A 16,537-nucleotide genomic window follows, 5' to 3' on the forward strand; every position below is an offset into this window, starting at 1 on the left:
CACCGGAATCGGTGCTCGACATGCCCGGAATGCCTGCTCGGCATCCCCGGAACGGCTGCTCACCTTGCTCCGGAATCGCTGCTCACCTTGGCCCGGAATCGGTGCTCGGCTTGCCCCGGAACACGCACGCGGAAGGCATCATCAAGGAAGACGCGTTGTCGGACAGCCACCACGCTCAAGAGCGAGGCGAGAACGCACCAACGCCAGAAATTGGGCTGGGCATCTCGGTCGAAGCGACGAAGGACGTTTTTTTGCGCAAAAAACTCCACCTAATGTAACACTCGTCGCATTGAAGGTCGACTCATGAGAACGTCCTTGCGTGCGGCCAGTGCTTCTATCAGCTCGCGTACCGTCGCAGCCGGGTTCTGAGCGACCCGCCGTGTGAGCTGCGTCGCCATCTTGCCTCGACTGCGCGAGAAGTTCTCGCCGGCTTGGGGCCGAGGCGCGACATCGCCGATTTTACGGTACAGCTGCAGCACGCGACCGACTGTGGTCTCGCCAATGCCCAGAAAACCGGCTGTCTGTTCGCACGGGAGGTCCTCCTGATGGACGGCGTGCACGATGGCCCGCCGCATGTACTCTGGCGTGGGGTGTCTTTCACTCATCCTCGAGAAGATCAAACCCGGCGATCGCGTCAAACGAGCCCTGGGTTAGAATGAGACCTCCGAGGAGGGGCAATGACGACTTTAAACGACGCCGACATCAGCGCCGCGATAGTGCGTGGCAAACTAATCAAGAACGGGGATGCACGGCAGATCTCTGGCGCGTCTTATGAGCTGCGGCTAGGTAACGTTTACTACGATCTGACGGAAAGCGACCACCCAATCCCGGTGAAACCAGGTCAGGACATCCTCATTAAGCCCGGGCACCGTGTGGTACTTATTACGTACGAGGAGTTTGAAGTGCCGCACAACGTGCTCGCTCACGTTGTCAGCAAGGGCTCGCTATTCAGCATCGGGCTAAGCCCCGTCGCCACATACGCCGACCCGGGTTTCTCCGGAAACCTCGGCATCGTTACCCAGAACGTCAGCGACAAGTACATCCTGCTGCCGCAACTCGAGCCAATTGCCAAGGCTGATTTTACGCAACTGACTGGCAATGTGAATCGTCCCTACCGCGGCCAGCACGGCTTTCACACGCGGATCTGGCCCATAAAGTACCAGCTGCAGAAGTCCTACGCCGAAGTGGCAAGAGATCCGCGAGTCCAGAGTGAGAAAGAGGAGGGCTATCGCCTACTCCCGCAAGCAACCGCAACGGTTTTACGGGATCTGGAGCGGCGCCGAGTATCTACCGACGCAGCTATCCTGCTCGTGGTGATACTGAATGCTGTTTCAGTCTTCTTGGTGGGGAGTGAATTTTTCACCAACGTCCAAGGCCTCGTCGGAAACCTCGTTGCAAGTGCTATTACATTCTTTTTCACGCTCTACATCAACCGGAAGAGATGATATGGATTTTTCAAAGATTATCGAAAGCCAGATTATTGCAGACAGGCGCCGCGGCTTCCAAGTCGACTTCGACAGCGATGCCGAGAGAGTCACGCAGCTTGAGATGGACCTAGTCGGCCTCGTGGGTGAGATCGGGGAGTTCGCGAACGTCCTTAAGAAGGTTCGCCTCGCGATTGCCCATGCTGGTTACAAGGGCCCGTCCCTTGGAGATGTCGCACCAGGACTTCGCGAAGAGTTGGCGGACGCGATCATTTATCTGATACGCCTCTCGGCCGTCCTCGGAGGAAATCTCGAAAGTGATCTGATTAATAAAATGAGAGTGAACGACGCAAGGTACGGTCCACTTGAGTAATAGCCGGTTGAAATTCTTTGTCGGCCTCAACACAGGATACGTGACTCGCGGTAAGCCGGACGAGCGCTACGTAGATTTCTACCGCCGCCGCAGTTCCCCGGCCCTGCACTGCGCCATCGTCGGGAACGTAGTGATCCCGGGCGGGTATGGCAGCAACGCTAGTACACCGACAATCTCCCGCTCACCAGAGTGGGCAAAGGTCGCGAGCGAGATCGAAAGGTACGGTTCGCTGCCGGGAATCCAGCTGGCGACAACATGGGAAAACTACATTGGCTCAAGGAGCTTCCGTTCGCCAACGGCACACGAGACAATTGAGCGATCTCGTCAGCTCGTCCGCCAACTTGGGCCAAAGAGGATCGCATTAACACTCGGAGCTTTGGATGAGGCGTCCGACATCGCCGTGGCCGCCGGCTTTCGCCATCTTCAGGTCCATGCTGCGCACGGATACCTCTTAAACCTATTGGTCGATGATCGGATCAACGAAAATGCGCCAGAGGCGCGAGAACGCTTGGCCAATTGGGCGTCGAGACATACAGCGGCCGGCATTGAAACGTCGATCCGCATCTCACTTCGTAGCGGCGACAACAATTTTGACGCGAATGGCCAAGAACACTTCCACGGACAGATCGCAGGCCTTCCGTTCGACTTCATTGACGTCTCATCGGGCTTCTACAACATTGACAAGCAGCTCATTTACCCTGGGCGGCCTGACGTGCTCCGCGTCCGCCGAACCGAGACAATTGCACTCGCCGACCGCTTTCCTCGTCGACGTTTCATACTGTCAGGTAGGGCCTTAGTAGAACCCCAGCATGACCTCCCGCCAAACCTTCACATTGGGATTTGCCGGGATCTTATTGCGAATCCTGACTATCTCGCCGACACAAGCAAGGGCTGCATCAACTCAGGCAAGTGCCACTATTTCTCTCGTGGAGCCGACCACGTCACCTGCCCACAATGGGCAAAGGATAAATAAGAGTGCAGATGGCGAAAGGCTCAAGAAGCCCGACTTCGCGCGCCCGCCACAGAGCTGGCTTGACGTAATCTAACGCGGAGATCAGTTGAGCTGAAGGAAGGCGAGGCAATGGCGGAACCAAGCCGCCAGCTTCGCGAGCGGAGTCGCAGCGCGGAGCTGCCTCACCGTCTGGGCCAATTCGTTGAGAGCACGAGGAGCCCGCTTTCGAAGCTGGCGCTTCAAGTCTGCCCACCACAGCTCGATGGGATTGAAGTCGGGGCTGTAGGTGGGCAGGTACACGACGCAGGCCCCCACCGCTTCAATGGCCTGGCGCATCCCCTTCACTTTGTGGGCCCCCAGGTTGTCCATGAGCACCACGTCGCCTGGGTGGAGCCAAGGGCAGAGGCGTTGCCGCACAAAGCGCACGAAGAGGCACCCGTTGATGGCTCTTGGGTGCGTCATCAGCTTGGGCCGGCAGCCAACGCGGATGGCTCCGACGAGCGTCAGGGTGGTCCAGCGTCCGCCCGGGCGAAGTCCTCGCGCGCGCTGCCCCACCGGGGCCCAGCCATCCTCGCGTGCCATGGAGGTGTTGCAGAAGGACTCGTCGAGAAAGACGAGTCGCCGCACGTCCACGACGCTCAAGAGCGCGGCGAGGACTCTCCTGCGCCAGAGGTTGGGCGGAGCGTCTCGCTCCGAGGCGGCGAAGGACTTTTTTGTGTGAGAAGCCCAGTCGGTGCAGCGCTCGCTGCAGGGCGGGGCGGCTGGTGACCACGCCCGTGCGCGCCGTCGGTTCCGCCACTAATTCCCGCACGGTTGCGTCCGGCCTCTGGCGACCATCCGCTTGAGCTGCGTCACCACTTTGCCTCGAATGGGCGAGAAGTTCCCGTCCCTGCGGGGCCGAGGCACAACGTGGCCCGTTTCACGGTACAGCCGCAGGACGCGACTGACTGTGGCCGTTCCAATGCACAGCAGGTGGGTAACCTGCCCGTACGACAGGCCCTCCTCATGGAAGGCGCGCACGATGGCCCACCGCAGCTTCTCCGGGGTGGGATGTCCTTCGCTCATCCTCCAGGAAGATCATCCCCGCCAGATCGCGTCAAGTGAACCCTGGGTTAGTCAGTCTGAATCAGGCAAAGCCCAATCACCCTTTGGACCCAATCAGCCCAAACAACTCGCTATTAATCATTGCTCGACCTTGTTCGCAGTGCACCGGCCGAGGCTCCGAAGCTAACGGGCCGTCATACAACACATCTAGAACACTAGAGGTGATATCTTCGGGAAGCAGAGCGCCGTCAATCCGCATGAGATACGGCAAGTCAAGCTGAGCAAAAATCCTTCCCGCCGCTCTCAGATTGGCCTCCTGTTCGAATGTATTTGCCTTGTCTCCACGAAGGCGAATGCGTTGCAATCCAACCTTGGCATCGACCTCAAGCAACACTAGGAGGTCAGGCTTTGGGGCAAAGACCTCGTTCCGCGAGAGAATCTCCTGTGGATCCAGCCCGCGGACACCTTGGTAGGCTACCGTAGAAAAATAGTAGCGGTCCACAATGACAATTTGCCCTGCATCAATGGCAGGCTTCAAGACGGTTCGAACATGCTCCTGACGATCCTTCAGAAACAATTCGAGTTCATCGGCAGCATTCAGGCGACCTGAGACTGCGGAGGCACGCAGTTGGCGGCCCCACTTGCTGTCTGTCGGCTCTTTCGTGCGAAGTACTGAATGCCCGGCACTCGTCAATGCGACTGCCAAACGCTCAGCTTGCGTTGTCTTTCCTGCACCATCTATGCCCTCAATCGCGATGAGGACACCTTGCTTGTCGGATTTTCGCACAATCATGCAATCTGGCAGGATGGGCCGGCGTGTCAAAATTCTGCTCGCGGCAAAGACCATCGATTTGAAGGCCGCGGTCACTGATACACAAGTCGCCGAAAGTATGCCCCAAGTTCGTGCAAGTCAAAGATTCTTGACTTCGGTGACTCGAAATACATCAGCAGCACCGGAACCAGCAGTCGGTGGAGTTTTGACGCATAGAGGAGGTGGGAAAAAACTGAGCTATTACGAAAATCGGTCATTCCCCCATCGGAGAGTCCGCCAAGCCTTACAGCGTCGTTTATTTCAGCCGAGCGAGCATACGCCGCGCTTCCTTCAAACATGCGTCCGTAATGTCAGGAAGAGTAAGTTCCCCGCTAATCAGCACAATGCGTTCGCGCTTCGACCTGAGTGTAATGGCCTTGAGGTACTGCTTGGCCACTTGCCGCTGAACTTCGGCCTGTCCACTAGGGCCGCCACGCGAAGCCCGGCGCCGCGCCGCGACTTTGGGATCCATTTCGATAAACAGCGTCAGGTCCGGCGACACCGCGTGCGCGTTCACCGTGTCCACCCACGCCATGGGCAGGCTCGCGCCCTGGTACGCCAGCGAGGACAGGACGTAGCGGTCGCACAGCACGACCTTGCCCTCCTCCAGCGCCGGCAGCACCCGCGCGTGCAGGTGGTCCGTCCGGTCCGCCGCGAACAGGAGCGCCAGCGTCTCCGGCGCCAGTGGCCCCCGGCCGTGCGGCAGCCCCAGCCGTCCCGTCAGCGCCTGGCGCAACTGGGTGCCCACGGGCCCGTCGGAGGGCTCGCGCGTCGTCATGACCGCGTGCCCGTCCGCTCGCAGCGCCGCGGCCAGCCGCTCCGTCTGCGTGGTGGTGCCCGCTCCGTCCAGCCCCTCCAGCACGATGAACCGCCCCGGGCGGGCGGCCTTCCGGGCGGCGCTCACCGGGGCAGCAGGGCGGCGGGGTTGTCCAGGCGCAGCTCGTGGCGCAGCGCCAGCAGCGTCTCATAGCGCTGGAGCTCGTCCGTCAGCACCACGCGGCCCTTGCGGTAGCTCACGAAGGCGTACACGAGCAGCCCCAGCGCCAGCGCCGTGGCACCCCAGGCGAGGAACGGGGTGCGCAAGGAGTCGTAGAACAGCTTCCCCGCCGCGCCTGAAATCAGCATGAAGGCGATGACGGAGACACCCGCGTGGGTGAAGTGTGTCGTGCTCTGCCGGGTGGCCAGGCTTTCCTGCAGCTGGTCGAACCGGGCCCGCTTTTCCAGTTGGTCTGCGCTCACGGAGCCGAGCACCCTACATCACGGGCCCCAGGCCGTCGAGTCGCCGGCCGGGCGCAAGGGAGGACCCGGACGCACAGTCACAGCGTCCACTCATCCCAGCCATTGCCCGGAAGCACGCCCGGTTCGCGGGCATGGCTTGCCACCCCCCTCCCCCCGCGTTACATGCCGCGCACCATGCCCCTCCACGCGGTCACCAGGACGAGCGTCTCCGCCATGAGCCAAGACTCCGAGTTGAACACCATCGAGGAGGCCATCCGCGACATCCAGGCGGGCAAGTGCGTCGTCGTCGCCGATGACGAAGACCGTGAGAACGAGGGCGACCTCATCATGGCCGCCGAGCTGGCCACGCCGGAGAAGCTGGCCTTCATGGTCCGCCACACCAGCGGCATCATCTGCCAGCCCATGCTCGCCGAGCGGCTGGATGCGCTGCGCCTGCCCCAGATGGTCGCGGAGAACACCGAGTCCCACCGCACCGCGTTCACCGTCTCCGTGGACTTCCGCCACGGCACCACCACCGGCGTCTCCGCGTCGGACCGCGCCAAGACGATCCGCGCCCTCGCCGACCCCCACAGCAGCGCGGACGACTTCCTGCGCCCCGGTCACATCTTCCCCCTGCGCTACCGCGAGGGCGGCGTGCTGCGCCGCGCGGGCCACACCGAGGCCGCCGTGGACCTGGCGCGGCTCGCGGGCCTCCAGCCCTCCGGCATCCTCTGCGAGCTCGTGAAGGACGACGGCACCATGCAGCGCATGCCGGACCTCAAGCTCTTCGCGCGCGAGCACCAGTTGAAGCTCGTCACCATCGCGGACCTCATCCAGTACCGCAGCCGCAAGGACCGGCTGGTGCGCCGCGAGCCCGGCCAGGACGTCGTCCGCACGAAGCACGGCGAGTTCACCGCCCTCACGTACACGTGGACGCCCGACGGCGCGAAGTCCCTGGTGCTCGTGAAGGGCGACCCGGAGCACGCGCAGCCCGCGCCCCTGGTCCGCCTGCACGCCGCCTGCGCCCTGGGCGACGTGTTCGGGTCACCGGATTGCAAGTGCCACCAGTTGTTGGATCGCGCCATGCAGCAGGTCGCGCAGGCGGGCGCCGGCGTCATCGTCTACCTGCCCGGCATGCACGGCGACGACTTCGGCATCCACCACAAGCGCGCGGGCGACGGCAGCAACGCGTCCACCACCCGCGCCGCGCACGAATCCCGCGACGTGGGCATGGGCTGCCAGATCCTCACCGACCTGGGCGTGCGCGCCATGCGCCTGATGAGCAACACGGACATGACCTACCGGGGCCTCGCGGGCTTCGGGCTCACCATCGAGTCGCGCATCCCGCTCGCGGTGGAGTAGCGAAACCCACAGGGTGGGTTTGTCCGGCGTGTCAGACCGGAATGGCAGGGTCGCAGCCATTCCCGGGTCTCTCATGCCACCGCGCGTCTACCTGCTCACGCCCCAGTCCCCCGAACCCGGCGAGGTCTCCTTCGGCGGCCTCGCCACGCACACCCAGGAGCTGGTCGCCGGCCTCGAAGCACTCGGCTGCCAGCCCACCGTCATCACCTCCCGCCTCACGAAGCCCCCGGGCGCGGACACCAGCCCGACTCCACAGCAACTCCAGCGCTTCACCGAGGAGCTGACCTCGCACCTCCTCGCGCTGTCGGAGCGCACCGGTGAGAAGCCGGACGTGCTGCACTGCCATGACTTCTGGACGGTGCCCGCCGCGCTCCAGGTCCAGCGACGGCTGGGCGCGAAGCTGCTCATCAGCGTGCACAGGCTCCACCTGCCCCTGCGCCGCGGGTGGGGCTCCGTGGCCAGCGACGCCGTGGGCGCGGAGGAGAAGCAGTCCTGCCACGCGGCCACCGCCCTCATCGCCGTCAGCGCGTCCCTCCGCGACGTGCTCCATGAATCACTCGGCGTTCCGCTGGAGAAGATGACCGTCGTCCACAACGGCTTCGACACCGGCCTCTTCCAGAAGCCGCCCGCGCCCGAGACGCTGGCCGCGCTGCGCGAGCAGTGGGGCCTCCAGGGCCGCCGCGTCATTGCCTTCGCGGGCAGCCCCACCCACCAGAAGGGCGTGGTGCCGCTGCTGCGCTCCGCCCTGCGCGTCCTCAAGGCCCAGCCCGACGTCACCTATGCCCTGGCCGGCATGGACGTGCAGGACGGGAGCGAGTCCCAGCAGATCGCGGCAGAGGTGGCCGCGCTGGAGGCCGAGCACCCGGTGCTGAAGTCGAACGTGAAGCGCCTGGGCAACCTGTCGCGTGAACAGCTCGCCGCGCTCTACCACCTGTCCGAGCTGACCGTGGTGCCGTCGCTCTACGAGCCCTCCGGCGACGCCGTGGTGGAGCCGATGGCCGCGGGCTGCCCCGTGGTGGCCGTCGCCTCGGGAGGCCCCGCGGAGATCCTCCAGGACGAAGCCTCCGGCCTCCTCGTCCCCGTCCAACGCGACGGGGACGGGCGCCTGCGCCTGGATGACTCGGAGCTCGCGTGGGCGCAGCTGCGGGTCCTCTGGGAGCCGGGCCTGGCCAGCACCCTGCGCGAGGCGGGGCGCCGGGTCGCGGAGGCGCGCTTCAACCGCGCCACCATGGCCCGCGCGACGCTGGCGGTGTACGAGCGCCTGTCCCAGGCCTGACCGGCCCGGCGCTCAGCCCAGGTCCTTCAGGGCCGCGCGCACCGCCGACAGGTCCGCGGGCAGCTCCACCGGCGGGTTCGCATGCGCGGCCTTCACGTCCGCCAGCGTCCCCCGGTGGTAGCCCACCTTGAAGTCGGCGAACTTCAGCCCGTGCGCGGTGGCCACCACCGCGACGCTGGCGCCCTTCGCCATCACGCCCTGGGCCACCAGCTTCTCCACCGCCGCCAGCGCCACGCCCGTCTGCGGACAGGCGAAGGTGCCCTCGCGGTCCGCGCGGGCCGCCGCGTTCGCCAGCTCCGACTCCGTCGCCTCCTCCACCACGCCGTCGAAGGCGCGCAGCATCTTCACCGCGCGGCGGTAGGACACCGGGTTGCCAATCTGGATGGCGGACGCGAGCGTGGCCTCCGCCTGCATCGGCGTCAGCGCCTGGAAGCCGCCCCGGAAGGCGCGCGCCAGGGGGTTGGCGCGCTCTGCCTGCGCCACCGCGATGCGCGGCCGGCGGGTGATGAGCCCCAGTGTGTGCATCAGCTCCAGGCCCCGGCCCAGGGCGCTCGCGTTGCCCAGGTTGCCGCCCGGGATGACGATCCAATCCGGCGGCTCCCAGCCCAGGTCCTGGCACAGCTCCACGGCGATCATCTTCTGGCCCTCGATGCGCAGCGAGTTCATCGAGTTCGCCAGGTACAGCCCCGTGTCCGCCGTCACCGCCTGCACCAGCTTCATGCAGCCGTCGAAGTCCGTGTCCAGCGACAGCACCCGCGCCCCGTTGGCGATGGGCTGCACGAGCTGCGCGAGCGACACCTTGTTCTTCGGCAGGAACACCACCGCCGGGATGCCCGCCGCCGCCGCGTACGCGGACAGCGCCGCGGACGTGTCCCCCGTGGACGCGCACGCCACCGCGCGGATGGGCGTGCCCCGCGCGCGCAGGTGCTTCACCGCGGACACGAGGACCGTCATGCCCCAGTCCTTGAAGCTGCCCGTCGGGGAGACGCCGCACTCCTTCAACATCAGCGACCCCAGCCCCAGCTGGGCCGCCATCCGGGGCAGCGGCTTGAGCGGCACGCGCCCCTCGCCCAGCGAGACGATGTCCTCCACCGGCAGCTCGGGCAGCGCCCACTCGCGCTTGCCCCACACCCCGGAGCCGTCCGGCAGCCGCGACGTCGCGAACCGGGACTCGAAGCGGCGCTTCCACTCGGCCGCGGGCACCGCGCGCAGGGCGGCCTCGTCGTGCGCCACCTCCAGCAGGCCCTCGCACTTCGGGCAGCGGTAGACGACCTCCCAGAGGGACGCCGTGAAGCCGCACCCCTCGCTGCAGGCGTAGCCCGCCTTCAGCGCCGGGGACGTCACGCCTCCACCTGCACCTTCGTGCCGCACGCCACGCACGCGCGGCCCGGGAACGAAGGCGTGTGGCAGGAGGGACAGGGGACGCGCTCGCCTTCCGCCACGCGGCCCTTCGCGGCCACCGGCGCCGCCACGCGCGCGCGGGGCAGCCGCATGCCGCAGCCGTCACACAAGAGCCCTTCGGCCTGCACGTGGCGACAGTAGCGGCACGTCACCGCGCCCAGGGGTGCGGCGGTGCGCACGCCGTCATCCGGCGCGCGGCCCGTGTCCAGGTCCGCCATGGGAGCCACGGGCACCGCGCCCGTCGCGCCCGCGCTCGTCAGCTCCAGGTCGGGCACGGCCATGGCCGGCAGGTCCGGCCCCGAGCGCAGCCGCGTCAGATCCAACTCCGGAAGGGGGACCGACTCCACCTCGACGCGGCCCCCCGCGTGGTGCGTCAGCTCCAGCTCCAGCAGGGGAACGACGACGGGCTCCTGCGTATCCACGAGGCCGGGGAAGCGCTTGCCACAGCCGTCGCACTCTTCGCCTTCCGACTGCACGTGGTCGCAGACCGGGCAGATGATCATGGTCGGGACGTTATCGGTCCCCTCCCCCCACGGCAACGCAACCCGGGAAATGGGGGGTGCGCCGGGCAGAGGCCGGCCAGCTCACCGCTCAGTTCACCGGCGCCACCTGGCCCGTCATGGGGACGAAGCGCACCGGCAACAGGCGCTCGACCCGGGGCAGCAGTCCGGGCTGACCTCGACGGATGCGCAGAAGCTCCTGGGTTTCGTCCACCGCCCCCACGGGGATGACCATGCGGCCGCCGTGCTTGAGCTGACGCAGGAGTTCGCGGGGAATCTCCGTGGGCGCGGCGGTGCCGATGATGGCGTCGTAGGGCGCGCCCTCGGGCCAGCCCTTCGCCCCGTCGCCCTCCCGGAAGTACACGTTGCTGAAGCCCAGCCGGTGGAGCAGGCGCCGGGCAGGCCGGGCCAGCTCCGGGACGATCTCCACCGTGAAGACCTCGCGGGCCAGCAGCGCGAGCACCGCTGTCTGGTAGCCGGACCCGGTGCCAATCTCCAGCACGCGCTCACAGCCGCGCAGGCGCAGGGCTTCGCTCATCAGGGCGACCACGTAGGGTTGGCTGATGGTCTGCCCATAGCCGATGGGCAGTGGCATGTCCCGGTGGGCCACGTCCCGTTCCTGGACGGGCACGAAGTCCGCGCGATTCAGGTTCGCGATCGCCGCGAGCACCCGGCGATCCCGAATGCCCTGGCGCGCCAGATACTCCGCTCGACCCCAGTCTCCCATGGCGCTCTCCCCCGTGGTCCTCCGACAAAAAACGTAAGCATGACGACAGTCGGAGACAACCCGACGGTCAGGCCCCCGCCTCGCCGTTCCTACCCCACCCGGGCAAGCGCCAGACGGCCCTCCCAACGCTCCTCGAGCGCCTTCACCAGCCCCTGGTGCTCCGGCTCCTGGAGCTTCGGATCCCGGTCCATGATCCGCCGGGCCTCCACCTGCGCGAGCGACAGCAGGTCGCCGTCGCGCACCAGGTTGGCCACGGCCAGCTCTGGCAGGCCGCTCTGCCGCGTGCCCAGGAACTCGCCGGGGCCGCGGATCTCCAGGTCCTTCTCCGCGATGACGAAGCCGTCGCTGCTGCGCTCCATCACGCCCAGCCGCTCCGTGGACTCCCAGGAGCGCGCGGCGCCCGCCACGAGGAAGCAGTAGCTGGCCGCGGCCCCACGGCCCACCCGGCCCCGGAGCTGGTGCAGCTGCGACAGGCCGAAGCGCTCCGCGGACTCCACCACCATCACGGATGCGTTGGGCACATCCACGCCCACCTCCACCACGGTGGTGCACACGAGCAACTGGAGGGTCTTCTCGCGGAAGGCCTCCATGACGGCGTCCTTCTCCTCCGCCTTCATGCGCCCGTGCAGCAGGCCCACGCGCACGGTGGGGAACACCTGCTGCAGCTTCTCCGCGCCCTGCGTGGCGTCCTCCAGGTCCAGCTTCTCCGACTCCTCCACGAGCGGATAGACGACGTAGGCCTGGTGGCCCTTGGCCAGCTCCGCCGCCACCGCCTCGTAGACGCGCGCGCGCTGCTGGTTGTTGAAGACGCGCGTGGAGATGGGCGTGCGGCCCGGGGGGAGCTGGTCGATGATGGACACGTCCAGGTCGCCGTACAGCGTCATCGCGAGCGTGCGCGGGATGGGCGTGGCCGTCATCACCAGCACGTCCGGCATCAGGCCCTTGCCCATCAGCGTCTGGCGCTGGAGCACGCCGAAGCGGTGCTGCTCGTCGATGACCACGAGCCCCAGGTTCTGGAAGGACACGCCGCCCTCGAGCAGCGCGTGCGTGCCCACCGCGAGGTGCAGCTCCCCCTTCGCCACGGCCTCGCGCACGGTGCGCTTGTGCTTCGCGGTGCCCGCCGCGCTCACCAGCCCCACGCGGAAGCCCAGCGGCTCCAGGATGCGGCGGAAGGTGCGCTCGTGCTGCTCGGCCAGGATTTCGGTGGGGGCCATCACCGCCACCTGGTAGCCGTCCTGCAGTGCCACCAGGGCGGCCACGAGCGCCACCGCCGTCTTGCCACTGCCCACGTCGCCCTGCACCAGCCGGCTCATCGGCTCCGGCCGCGCCATGTCCCGGGCCAGGTCGTCCACCACGCGCGCCTGGGCGCCGGTGAGCTGGAAGGGCAGCGCGCCGCGGGCCTTCTCCAGGCGCTCCGGGGCGACGTTGAAGGTGATGCCCTCCTCCGCCTTCACGTCCTGGCGCTTGAGCGCCATGCCGAGCTGGAGGAAGAACAGCTCGTCGAACGCGAGCCGGCGGTGCGCGGGGCTCTGGTGCGCATCCAGCGCCTCCAGGTCCGCGTCCTCGGGGGGGAAGTGGATGAAGCGCAGCGCGTCCGGCAGCCCCATCAGGTGGTAGCGGCGGCGCAGGTCCGCGGGCAGGGGCTCTTCCAGGTGGTGCGCGTGCTGTTCGCTGATGCGCGCCGCCAGCTCGCGGAACGAGCGCTGCTCGCCGCGCTCGAAGCCCGGGTAGATGGGGACGATGCGGTGGAAGTGGACGGAGGCCGTGGACTCCAGGTCCTCGGCGGGCTCCAGCTCCGGGTGGGCCATCTCCCTGCCGTTCATGGAGGCGCGCACCTCGCCGGACAGCACCAGCTGCTTGCCCACGGTGAAGCGGCTCTTGAGCCACGGCCCCGCGTGGAAGTACGTCGCGGCGATGCTGCCGGAGCGGTCCCCCACGACGGCGCGGAACATGCGCTTGCCGCCCCGTCCCGGGACGAAGTCCGCGGTCTTCACCACGCCCACCGTCACGCCGCGCTGGCCGGGGATGAGCTCCGCGATGGTGCGCAGCCTGCGCCGGTCCTCGTAACAGCGTGGCAACAGGAACAGGATGTCGCCGGTGCGGCGCAGCCCCTTCTTGTCCAGGACGGCGACGAGCCGCGGCCCCAGGCGCTTGCCCAGCGTCTTGAGCGGCGCGGACAGCGGGCCGGAGCGCGGCGCGATGGAGAGCAGCTTCGCCTCGGAGCGCGAGGCCTCCGCGCCCACGGCCTTGGCCTTCTTCGTCTTCTTCCTGGCCTTCTCCGCGGGAGCCTCCCCGTCCGAAGGAGGGGCCGCCTTGCGCGGGTCGGCGGCGACGCCCGTGCGGGCCCCCGGCGCGCTCGTCACGCCCCGGGTCGTCGCGGCACCCGGGGTCCGGGACATGGCCCCTCCCGGGAGCACCGCGCTGGCGGCCCGGCCCGAAAGGCCTCCGCCGTCCATGCCCGCCACGCGTGGCATCCCGGCGGCCTGCACCGGCAAGACCCCCTGCGCGGAAGTCCCACGGCCCGAGCCACCACCGTCCACCCGCGCCATCGCCGACGCATGCACGAGCGGGGCAGCCCGGGCGGGGCCCATCACGCCACCGGCCCCCGTGGAACGAACCGCGGTGCCGCCCGGCGTGGACACCGGTTCCTGGGCGCGCCAGGCCGGCACGGCGTTCCCCTGGGGAGGCGTCATCCGCCGACGGGGCAGCGCGGCGGCGAGCTCCCCCTCCAGCCTGTGTCCCCGCTCCGGCGCCCTGGGGACGTGGGCCGCCACGGCGTTGATCTCCCCCGTGACGACCACCCGCTCCAGCTCCTCCGGCAGGGCCACGCCGCTGAGCTTCAGCGCCCCCAGCACCTGGCGCAGCGCCGCCTTGCGGTGCTCCGGAGGCGCGGGGGGATCCACGTGCGGCAGGGCCGCCCGCAGGTCATCGAGCGCGCGCGCATCCACGCCGCCGGCCGCGGCCAGGGTGCGCTCCATCAGGGTGCGCAGGTCCCGGACGGTTCCGAGCTGGGCGAAGTCGCGCTGACAGGCGTACTTCAGTGGGCCGACGAGGCTGGCGAGCGGGTGGTTCACGCGATTTCCAGCCTCCATCCTACGAAGCGGGCCTGACGCCGCCCGGGAAACGAAACCGGGGGAGCGAGCGTGCGCCCACTCCCCCGACGGACACCCGGACGACCGGGCATCACCCCTCGCTGTGCGGTGCGTCGTCCTGCGGATCCTCGAACCAGACCTTCACGACCTCCAGCTCGCGCACGCCGCCGGGGCTCTGCACCGTCGCCACGTCGCCCACCTTCTTGCCAATCAGGGCGCGCGCCACCGGCGAGGTGACGGCCAGCCAGCGCTTCTTCAGGTCGGCCTCCGTCTCGCCCACCAGGCGGTAGGAGATGGACTTCTCGGTCTCCGCGTCCACCAGCTCCACGGTGGCGCCGAAGACGACCTTGTCGCCGCCCAGCTTCGTCGGGTCGATGACCTCCGCGCGGGCGATCCAGTCGTTGAGCGTCAGGATGCGCCCCTCGATGTGCGACTGCTTCTCCTTGGCGGCGTGGTACTCGGCGTTCTCCCGCAGGTCGCCGTGCGCGCGCGCGACCTCGATCTCACGCGAAATCTTTCCCCGCTCCACGGACTGGAGGTGCTTCAGTTCGTCCTTGAGCTTCCGCAGACCGTGGGGGGTCATCGGGATGTTGTCGCTCCCGCTCATCGAAACTGCTCCTTCCATCTGGAAACAACCAATGTAGGGAACGAGTGACAAGCGGGTCAACGAAAGCCGTCGCCCCATCGTCCGGTAACGGCTGTGCGCCCGACAGCCGACCCGTTAGGCTGCCCTCCGTGCTGTCCGTCCGTGAAATGCGCGCGCTCGCCGCCGCCCTCCCCGTGGGGACCTTCCAGCACCAGCTGGGCCCCTTCGCCCTCGTCCAGCGCCCGCCCTCGGAGCTGTCCGCCGCCGTCCTCGCCCCCACCCGCATGGCGGATCCCGGCGACATCGAACAGGGCATGCTCTCCCTGCTCTTTGAATTCGACGACCTGCTCGTCGCCACCCTGCCCACCCTCAAGGATTCGGACGCGCTGAGGATTGGCCGGAGGATGGACTGCGAGCTGGTGCTGGACGACGCCTCCGTCTCCAAGCAGCACGCGGAGCTGCGGTGGAGCCGCGCTGAGTCCCGCTGCACCGTGCGGGACCTGGGCTCCACCAACGGCACGTTCGTCAACGCCAGCACCATCGGGCACCGCGAGGTGTCGCTCCGGGGCGGCGACATCCTCAGCTTCGGCAACGTGCAGTTCTGGTACCTGCTCACCGACGCGCTCCACGAACGGCTGCGCGCGGGCGCGGCCTCCGGCCTGGGCTCCCACTCCGGCTGAAAGCCGAGGGCCCCGCGCCGTCAGGGACACACGCCGCAGTCGGCCGCGCACGCGTTGTACGTCGTGGACGTGCCACACGACTCCGTCACCTGGCAGACGCCGTCACCGCAGACGGCCAGGTCCGCGTCGCGCACGCGCGTGGTGAGGGGCTTGAAGGTGACGCCGTCCTTCGTGCAGTTCAGGAAGGCGACCCCGGTCGTCGTGTCCGTCGTGCACATCGCCGCGCAGCTGCCCGCGTAGACGATGGGCGCGCACGCCCGGCGCGGCATCCCGGAGCCGTCCACCACAGCGCACGCGCGCGTGGTGCTCTGGTTCGGGTTCAGGGGCGGGTTCTGGCTGCCCGCGTAGACGCCCTGGTTCTGGAAGAGGTTGCCGAAGAAGCACGACTCCGGCCGCGAGAACATCGACAGCTCCCCGGAGGTGAAGGGAATCACCTGCCCCTGCGCGTCACGGCCGTGCACGGAGATGGGCACGCTCACGCCGAACGGGTTGGTGTGCGCCGCGAGGCACGCGGAGACGATCTGCTGCTCGGCCACGGTCGGGCTCGCGCCCGCCGCCCAGCCCGGCGCCAGCCCCAGGAGGCCCGGCCAGGTGTATGTCTTGTTTGCCTGGACATGGGTGAACGTGCGCGTCTCGCCCTCCGGCACCGCGCAGCGGATGATGTAGCCCATGACCTCGCCCGCCAGCGTCGGGTTCGCGTTGAACCACGACGCGAAGGAGGCCTGTGACAGGCCACCGGCGGACAGCCCGTTGAATGACAAGCCATTGAACGACAGTCCATTGAATGACAAGCCATTGACGGACAGGTGGTTGTAGCTCAGGGCCTCCTGCTCCAGCGTGTCAAACAGGGCCGGCGGGGCCGGCGACACGGGCTCCAGGGCCTCGGTGCCACAGCCCGCTCCCAGCGTCGTCAGGGACAACACCAGCGCCCAGGACAGCTTCCGCACCGTGGCTCCGCGACGGCTCCCGTTCCCCATGCTTCCCATGTGCACGCTCCCCTGTGACGGGCGGACCAGCCCCTCTACACAGGAAAAATGTGCTTACACTGTCCAAGAGGCAAGGCGACGACGCTGCGGGGAGGTGGGGGTGGG

At 67.6% G+C, this 16,537-nt stretch carries 19 protein-coding genes; 7 read left to right on the forward strand and 12 right to left on the reverse strand.

Going from position 1 to position 16,537, the window contains the following annotated elements; genetic code table 11:
- The coding region (locus D7X12_RS43785) for a hypothetical protein (RefSeq protein WP_208719315.1) at positions 1–278 on the forward strand (278 nt) is incomplete at its 5' end.
- Here the strand turns inward: D7X12_RS43785 and D7X12_RS45390 are convergent.
- Entirely contained in the window at positions 270–605 is a 336-nt protein-coding gene (locus D7X12_RS45390) for a hypothetical protein (protein ID WP_369333660.1), read from the reverse strand. The genes D7X12_RS43785 and D7X12_RS45390 overlap by 9 nt on opposite strands.
- 72 nt (positions 606–677) lie before the next feature.
- On the opposite strand from D7X12_RS45390, the gene D7X12_RS27615 reads away from it, so the two are divergent.
- The 3 genes from D7X12_RS27615 to D7X12_RS27625 are packed head-to-tail and all read left to right on the forward strand — an operon-like array spanning position 678 to position 2,770.
- Positions 678–1,445, forward strand: coding sequence for a dCTP deaminase domain-containing protein (locus D7X12_RS27615; protein ID WP_120628256.1), 768 nt, complete (start codon positions 678–680; stop codon positions 1,443–1,445).
- Position 1,446: 1 nt separating this feature from the next.
- The gene (locus D7X12_RS27620) at positions 1,447–1,797 is read left to right on the forward strand and encodes a hypothetical protein (RefSeq protein WP_120628257.1); all 351 of its coding nucleotides are present in this window, start codon (positions 1,447–1,449) and stop codon (positions 1,795–1,797) included.
- Positions 1,798–1,804: 7 nt separating this feature from the next.
- Positions 1,805–2,770 carry an oxidoreductase gene (locus tag D7X12_RS27625; protein WP_158620135.1) on the forward strand — a complete coding sequence of 322 codons (966 nt, stop codon included), beginning with the start codon at positions 1,805–1,807 and terminating at the stop codon, positions 2,768–2,770.
- 81 nt (positions 2,771–2,851) lie between these two features.
- Here D7X12_RS27625 and D7X12_RS27630 read toward each other — a convergent pair whose 3' ends face one another.
- From D7X12_RS27630 to D7X12_RS27650, 5 genes are all read right to left on the reverse strand, one after another.
- Entirely contained in the window at positions 2,852–3,382 is a 531-nt protein-coding gene (locus D7X12_RS27630; RefSeq protein WP_244224815.1) for an IS630 family transposase, read from the reverse strand.
- A gap of 165 nt (positions 3,383–3,547) precedes the next feature.
- Positions 3,548–3,814: a helix-turn-helix domain-containing protein gene (locus D7X12_RS45395; RefSeq protein WP_120628260.1), complete on the reverse strand. Its 267-nt coding sequence runs from the start codon at positions 3,812–3,814 to the stop codon at positions 3,548–3,550.
- A 76-nt stretch (positions 3,815–3,890) separates the two neighbouring features.
- Complete coding sequence (gene tmk, locus D7X12_RS27640) at positions 3,891–4,661, reverse strand: dTMP kinase (protein WP_208719317.1); 771 nt, start codon at positions 4,659–4,661, stop codon at positions 3,891–3,893.
- Between the two features lie 199 nt (positions 4,662–4,860).
- Entirely contained in the window at positions 4,861–5,508 is a 648-nt protein-coding gene (gene tmk / locus D7X12_RS27645; RefSeq protein ID WP_120628262.1) for a dTMP kinase, read from the reverse strand.
- Positions 5,505–5,843 carry a hypothetical protein gene (locus D7X12_RS27650; protein WP_244224814.1) on the reverse strand — a complete coding sequence of 113 codons (339 nt, stop codon included), beginning with the start codon at positions 5,841–5,843 and terminating at the stop codon, positions 5,505–5,507. Before D7X12_RS27650 ends, tmk (D7X12_RS27645) begins: the two co-directional genes overlap by 4 nt.
- A gap of 213 nt (positions 5,844–6,056) precedes the next feature.
- Between D7X12_RS27650 and ribB the strand changes: the two genes are divergently transcribed.
- Complete coding sequence (gene ribB, locus D7X12_RS27655; protein ID WP_120628264.1) at positions 6,057–7,184, forward strand: 3,4-dihydroxy-2-butanone-4-phosphate synthase; 1,128 nt, start codon at positions 6,057–6,059, stop codon at positions 7,182–7,184.
- Between the two features lie 73 nt (positions 7,185–7,257).
- A complete protein-coding gene (locus D7X12_RS27660; RefSeq protein ID WP_120628265.1) occupies positions 7,258–8,460 on the forward strand; it encodes a glycosyltransferase family 4 protein in 1,203 nt (400 codons plus the stop codon).
- 12 nt (positions 8,461–8,472) lie between these two features.
- Here D7X12_RS27660 and thrC read toward each other — a convergent pair whose 3' ends face one another.
- The 5 genes from thrC to greA all read right to left on the reverse strand — a co-directional run bounded on the left by thrC (position 8,473) and on the right by greA (position 14,787).
- Positions 8,473–9,804 (reverse strand): threonine synthase, encoded by a 1,332-nt coding sequence (thrC, locus tag D7X12_RS27665; protein ID WP_120628266.1) that lies wholly within the window; start codon positions 9,802–9,804, stop codon positions 8,473–8,475.
- On the reverse strand, positions 9,801–10,364 hold the full coding sequence (locus tag D7X12_RS27670) for a hypothetical protein (protein ID WP_120628267.1): 564 nt from the start codon (positions 10,362–10,364) through the stop codon (positions 9,801–9,803). The genes thrC and D7X12_RS27670 overlap by 4 nt, the downstream gene beginning before the upstream one ends.
- An 88-nt stretch (positions 10,365–10,452) precedes the next feature.
- Positions 10,453–11,088, reverse strand: a complete 636-nt coding sequence (locus D7X12_RS27675) for a protein-L-isoaspartate(D-aspartate) O-methyltransferase (protein ID WP_120628268.1) — start codon at positions 11,086–11,088, stop codon at positions 10,453–10,455.
- Positions 11,089–11,177: 89 nt separating this feature from the next.
- Complete coding sequence (gene recG, locus D7X12_RS27680) at positions 11,178–14,162, reverse strand: ATP-dependent DNA helicase RecG (RefSeq protein WP_120628269.1); 2,985 nt, start codon at positions 14,160–14,162, stop codon at positions 11,178–11,180.
- A 109-nt stretch (positions 14,163–14,271) separates the two neighbouring features.
- Positions 14,272–14,787 (reverse strand): transcription elongation factor GreA, encoded by a 516-nt coding sequence (greA, locus tag D7X12_RS27685; RefSeq protein WP_120628270.1) that lies wholly within the window; start codon positions 14,785–14,787, stop codon positions 14,272–14,274.
- Between the two features lie 128 nt (positions 14,788–14,915).
- On the opposite strand from greA, the gene D7X12_RS27690 reads away from it, so the two are divergent.
- Positions 14,916–15,446, forward strand: a complete 531-nt coding sequence (locus D7X12_RS27690) for an FHA domain-containing protein (protein WP_120628271.1) — start codon at positions 14,916–14,918, stop codon at positions 15,444–15,446.
- Between the two features lie 20 nt (positions 15,447–15,466).
- Here D7X12_RS27690 and D7X12_RS27695 read toward each other — a convergent pair whose 3' ends face one another.
- Complete coding sequence (locus tag D7X12_RS27695) at positions 15,467–16,432, reverse strand: hypothetical protein (protein WP_120628272.1); 966 nt, start codon at positions 16,430–16,432, stop codon at positions 15,467–15,469.
- Positions 16,433–16,537 lie beyond the last annotated feature (105 nt).

It is taken from the genome of Corallococcus sicarius, from assembly GCF_003611735.1.
Lineage (GTDB): Bacteria > Myxococcota > Myxococcia > Myxococcales > Myxococcaceae > Corallococcus > Corallococcus sicarius.

What these genes read in the sequence shown, in the direction of transcription:
- D7X12_RS27670 (WP_120628267.1), bottom strand. Translation starts at nt 10,364, where the DNA reads ATGATCATCTGCCCGGTCTGCGACCACGTGCAGTCGGAAGGCGAAGAG.
- D7X12_RS27675 (WP_120628268.1), bottom strand. Translation starts at nt 11,088, where the DNA reads ATGGGAGACTGGGGTCGAGCGGAGTATCTGGCGCGCCAGGGCATTCGG.
- D7X12_RS27615 (WP_120628256.1), top strand. Translation starts at nt 678, where the DNA reads ATGACGACTTTAAACGACGCCGACATCAGCGCCGCGATAGTGCGTGGC.
- ribB (WP_120628264.1), top strand. Translation starts at nt 6,057, where the DNA reads ATGAGCCAAGACTCCGAGTTGAACACCATCGAGGAGGCCATCCGCGAC.
- D7X12_RS27660 (WP_120628265.1), top strand. Translation starts at nt 7,258, where the DNA reads ATGCCACCGCGCGTCTACCTGCTCACGCCCCAGTCCCCCGAACCCGGC.
- greA (WP_120628270.1), bottom strand. Translation starts at nt 14,787, where the DNA reads ATGAGCGGGAGCGACAACATCCCGATGACCCCCCACGGTCTGCGGAAG.
- D7X12_RS27695 (WP_120628272.1), bottom strand. Translation starts at nt 16,432, where the DNA reads ATGGGAAGCATGGGGAACGGGAGCCGTCGCGGAGCCACGGTGCGGAAG.
- D7X12_RS45395 (WP_120628260.1), bottom strand. Translation starts at nt 3,814, where the DNA reads ATGAGCGAAGGACATCCCACCCCGGAGAAGCTGCGGTGGGCCATCGTG.
- D7X12_RS27620 (WP_120628257.1), top strand. Translation starts at nt 1,447, where the DNA reads ATGGATTTTTCAAAGATTATCGAAAGCCAGATTATTGCAGACAGGCGC.
- D7X12_RS45390 (WP_369333660.1), bottom strand. Translation starts at nt 605, where the DNA reads ATGAGTGAAAGACACCCCACGCCAGAGTACATGCGGCGGGCCATCGTG.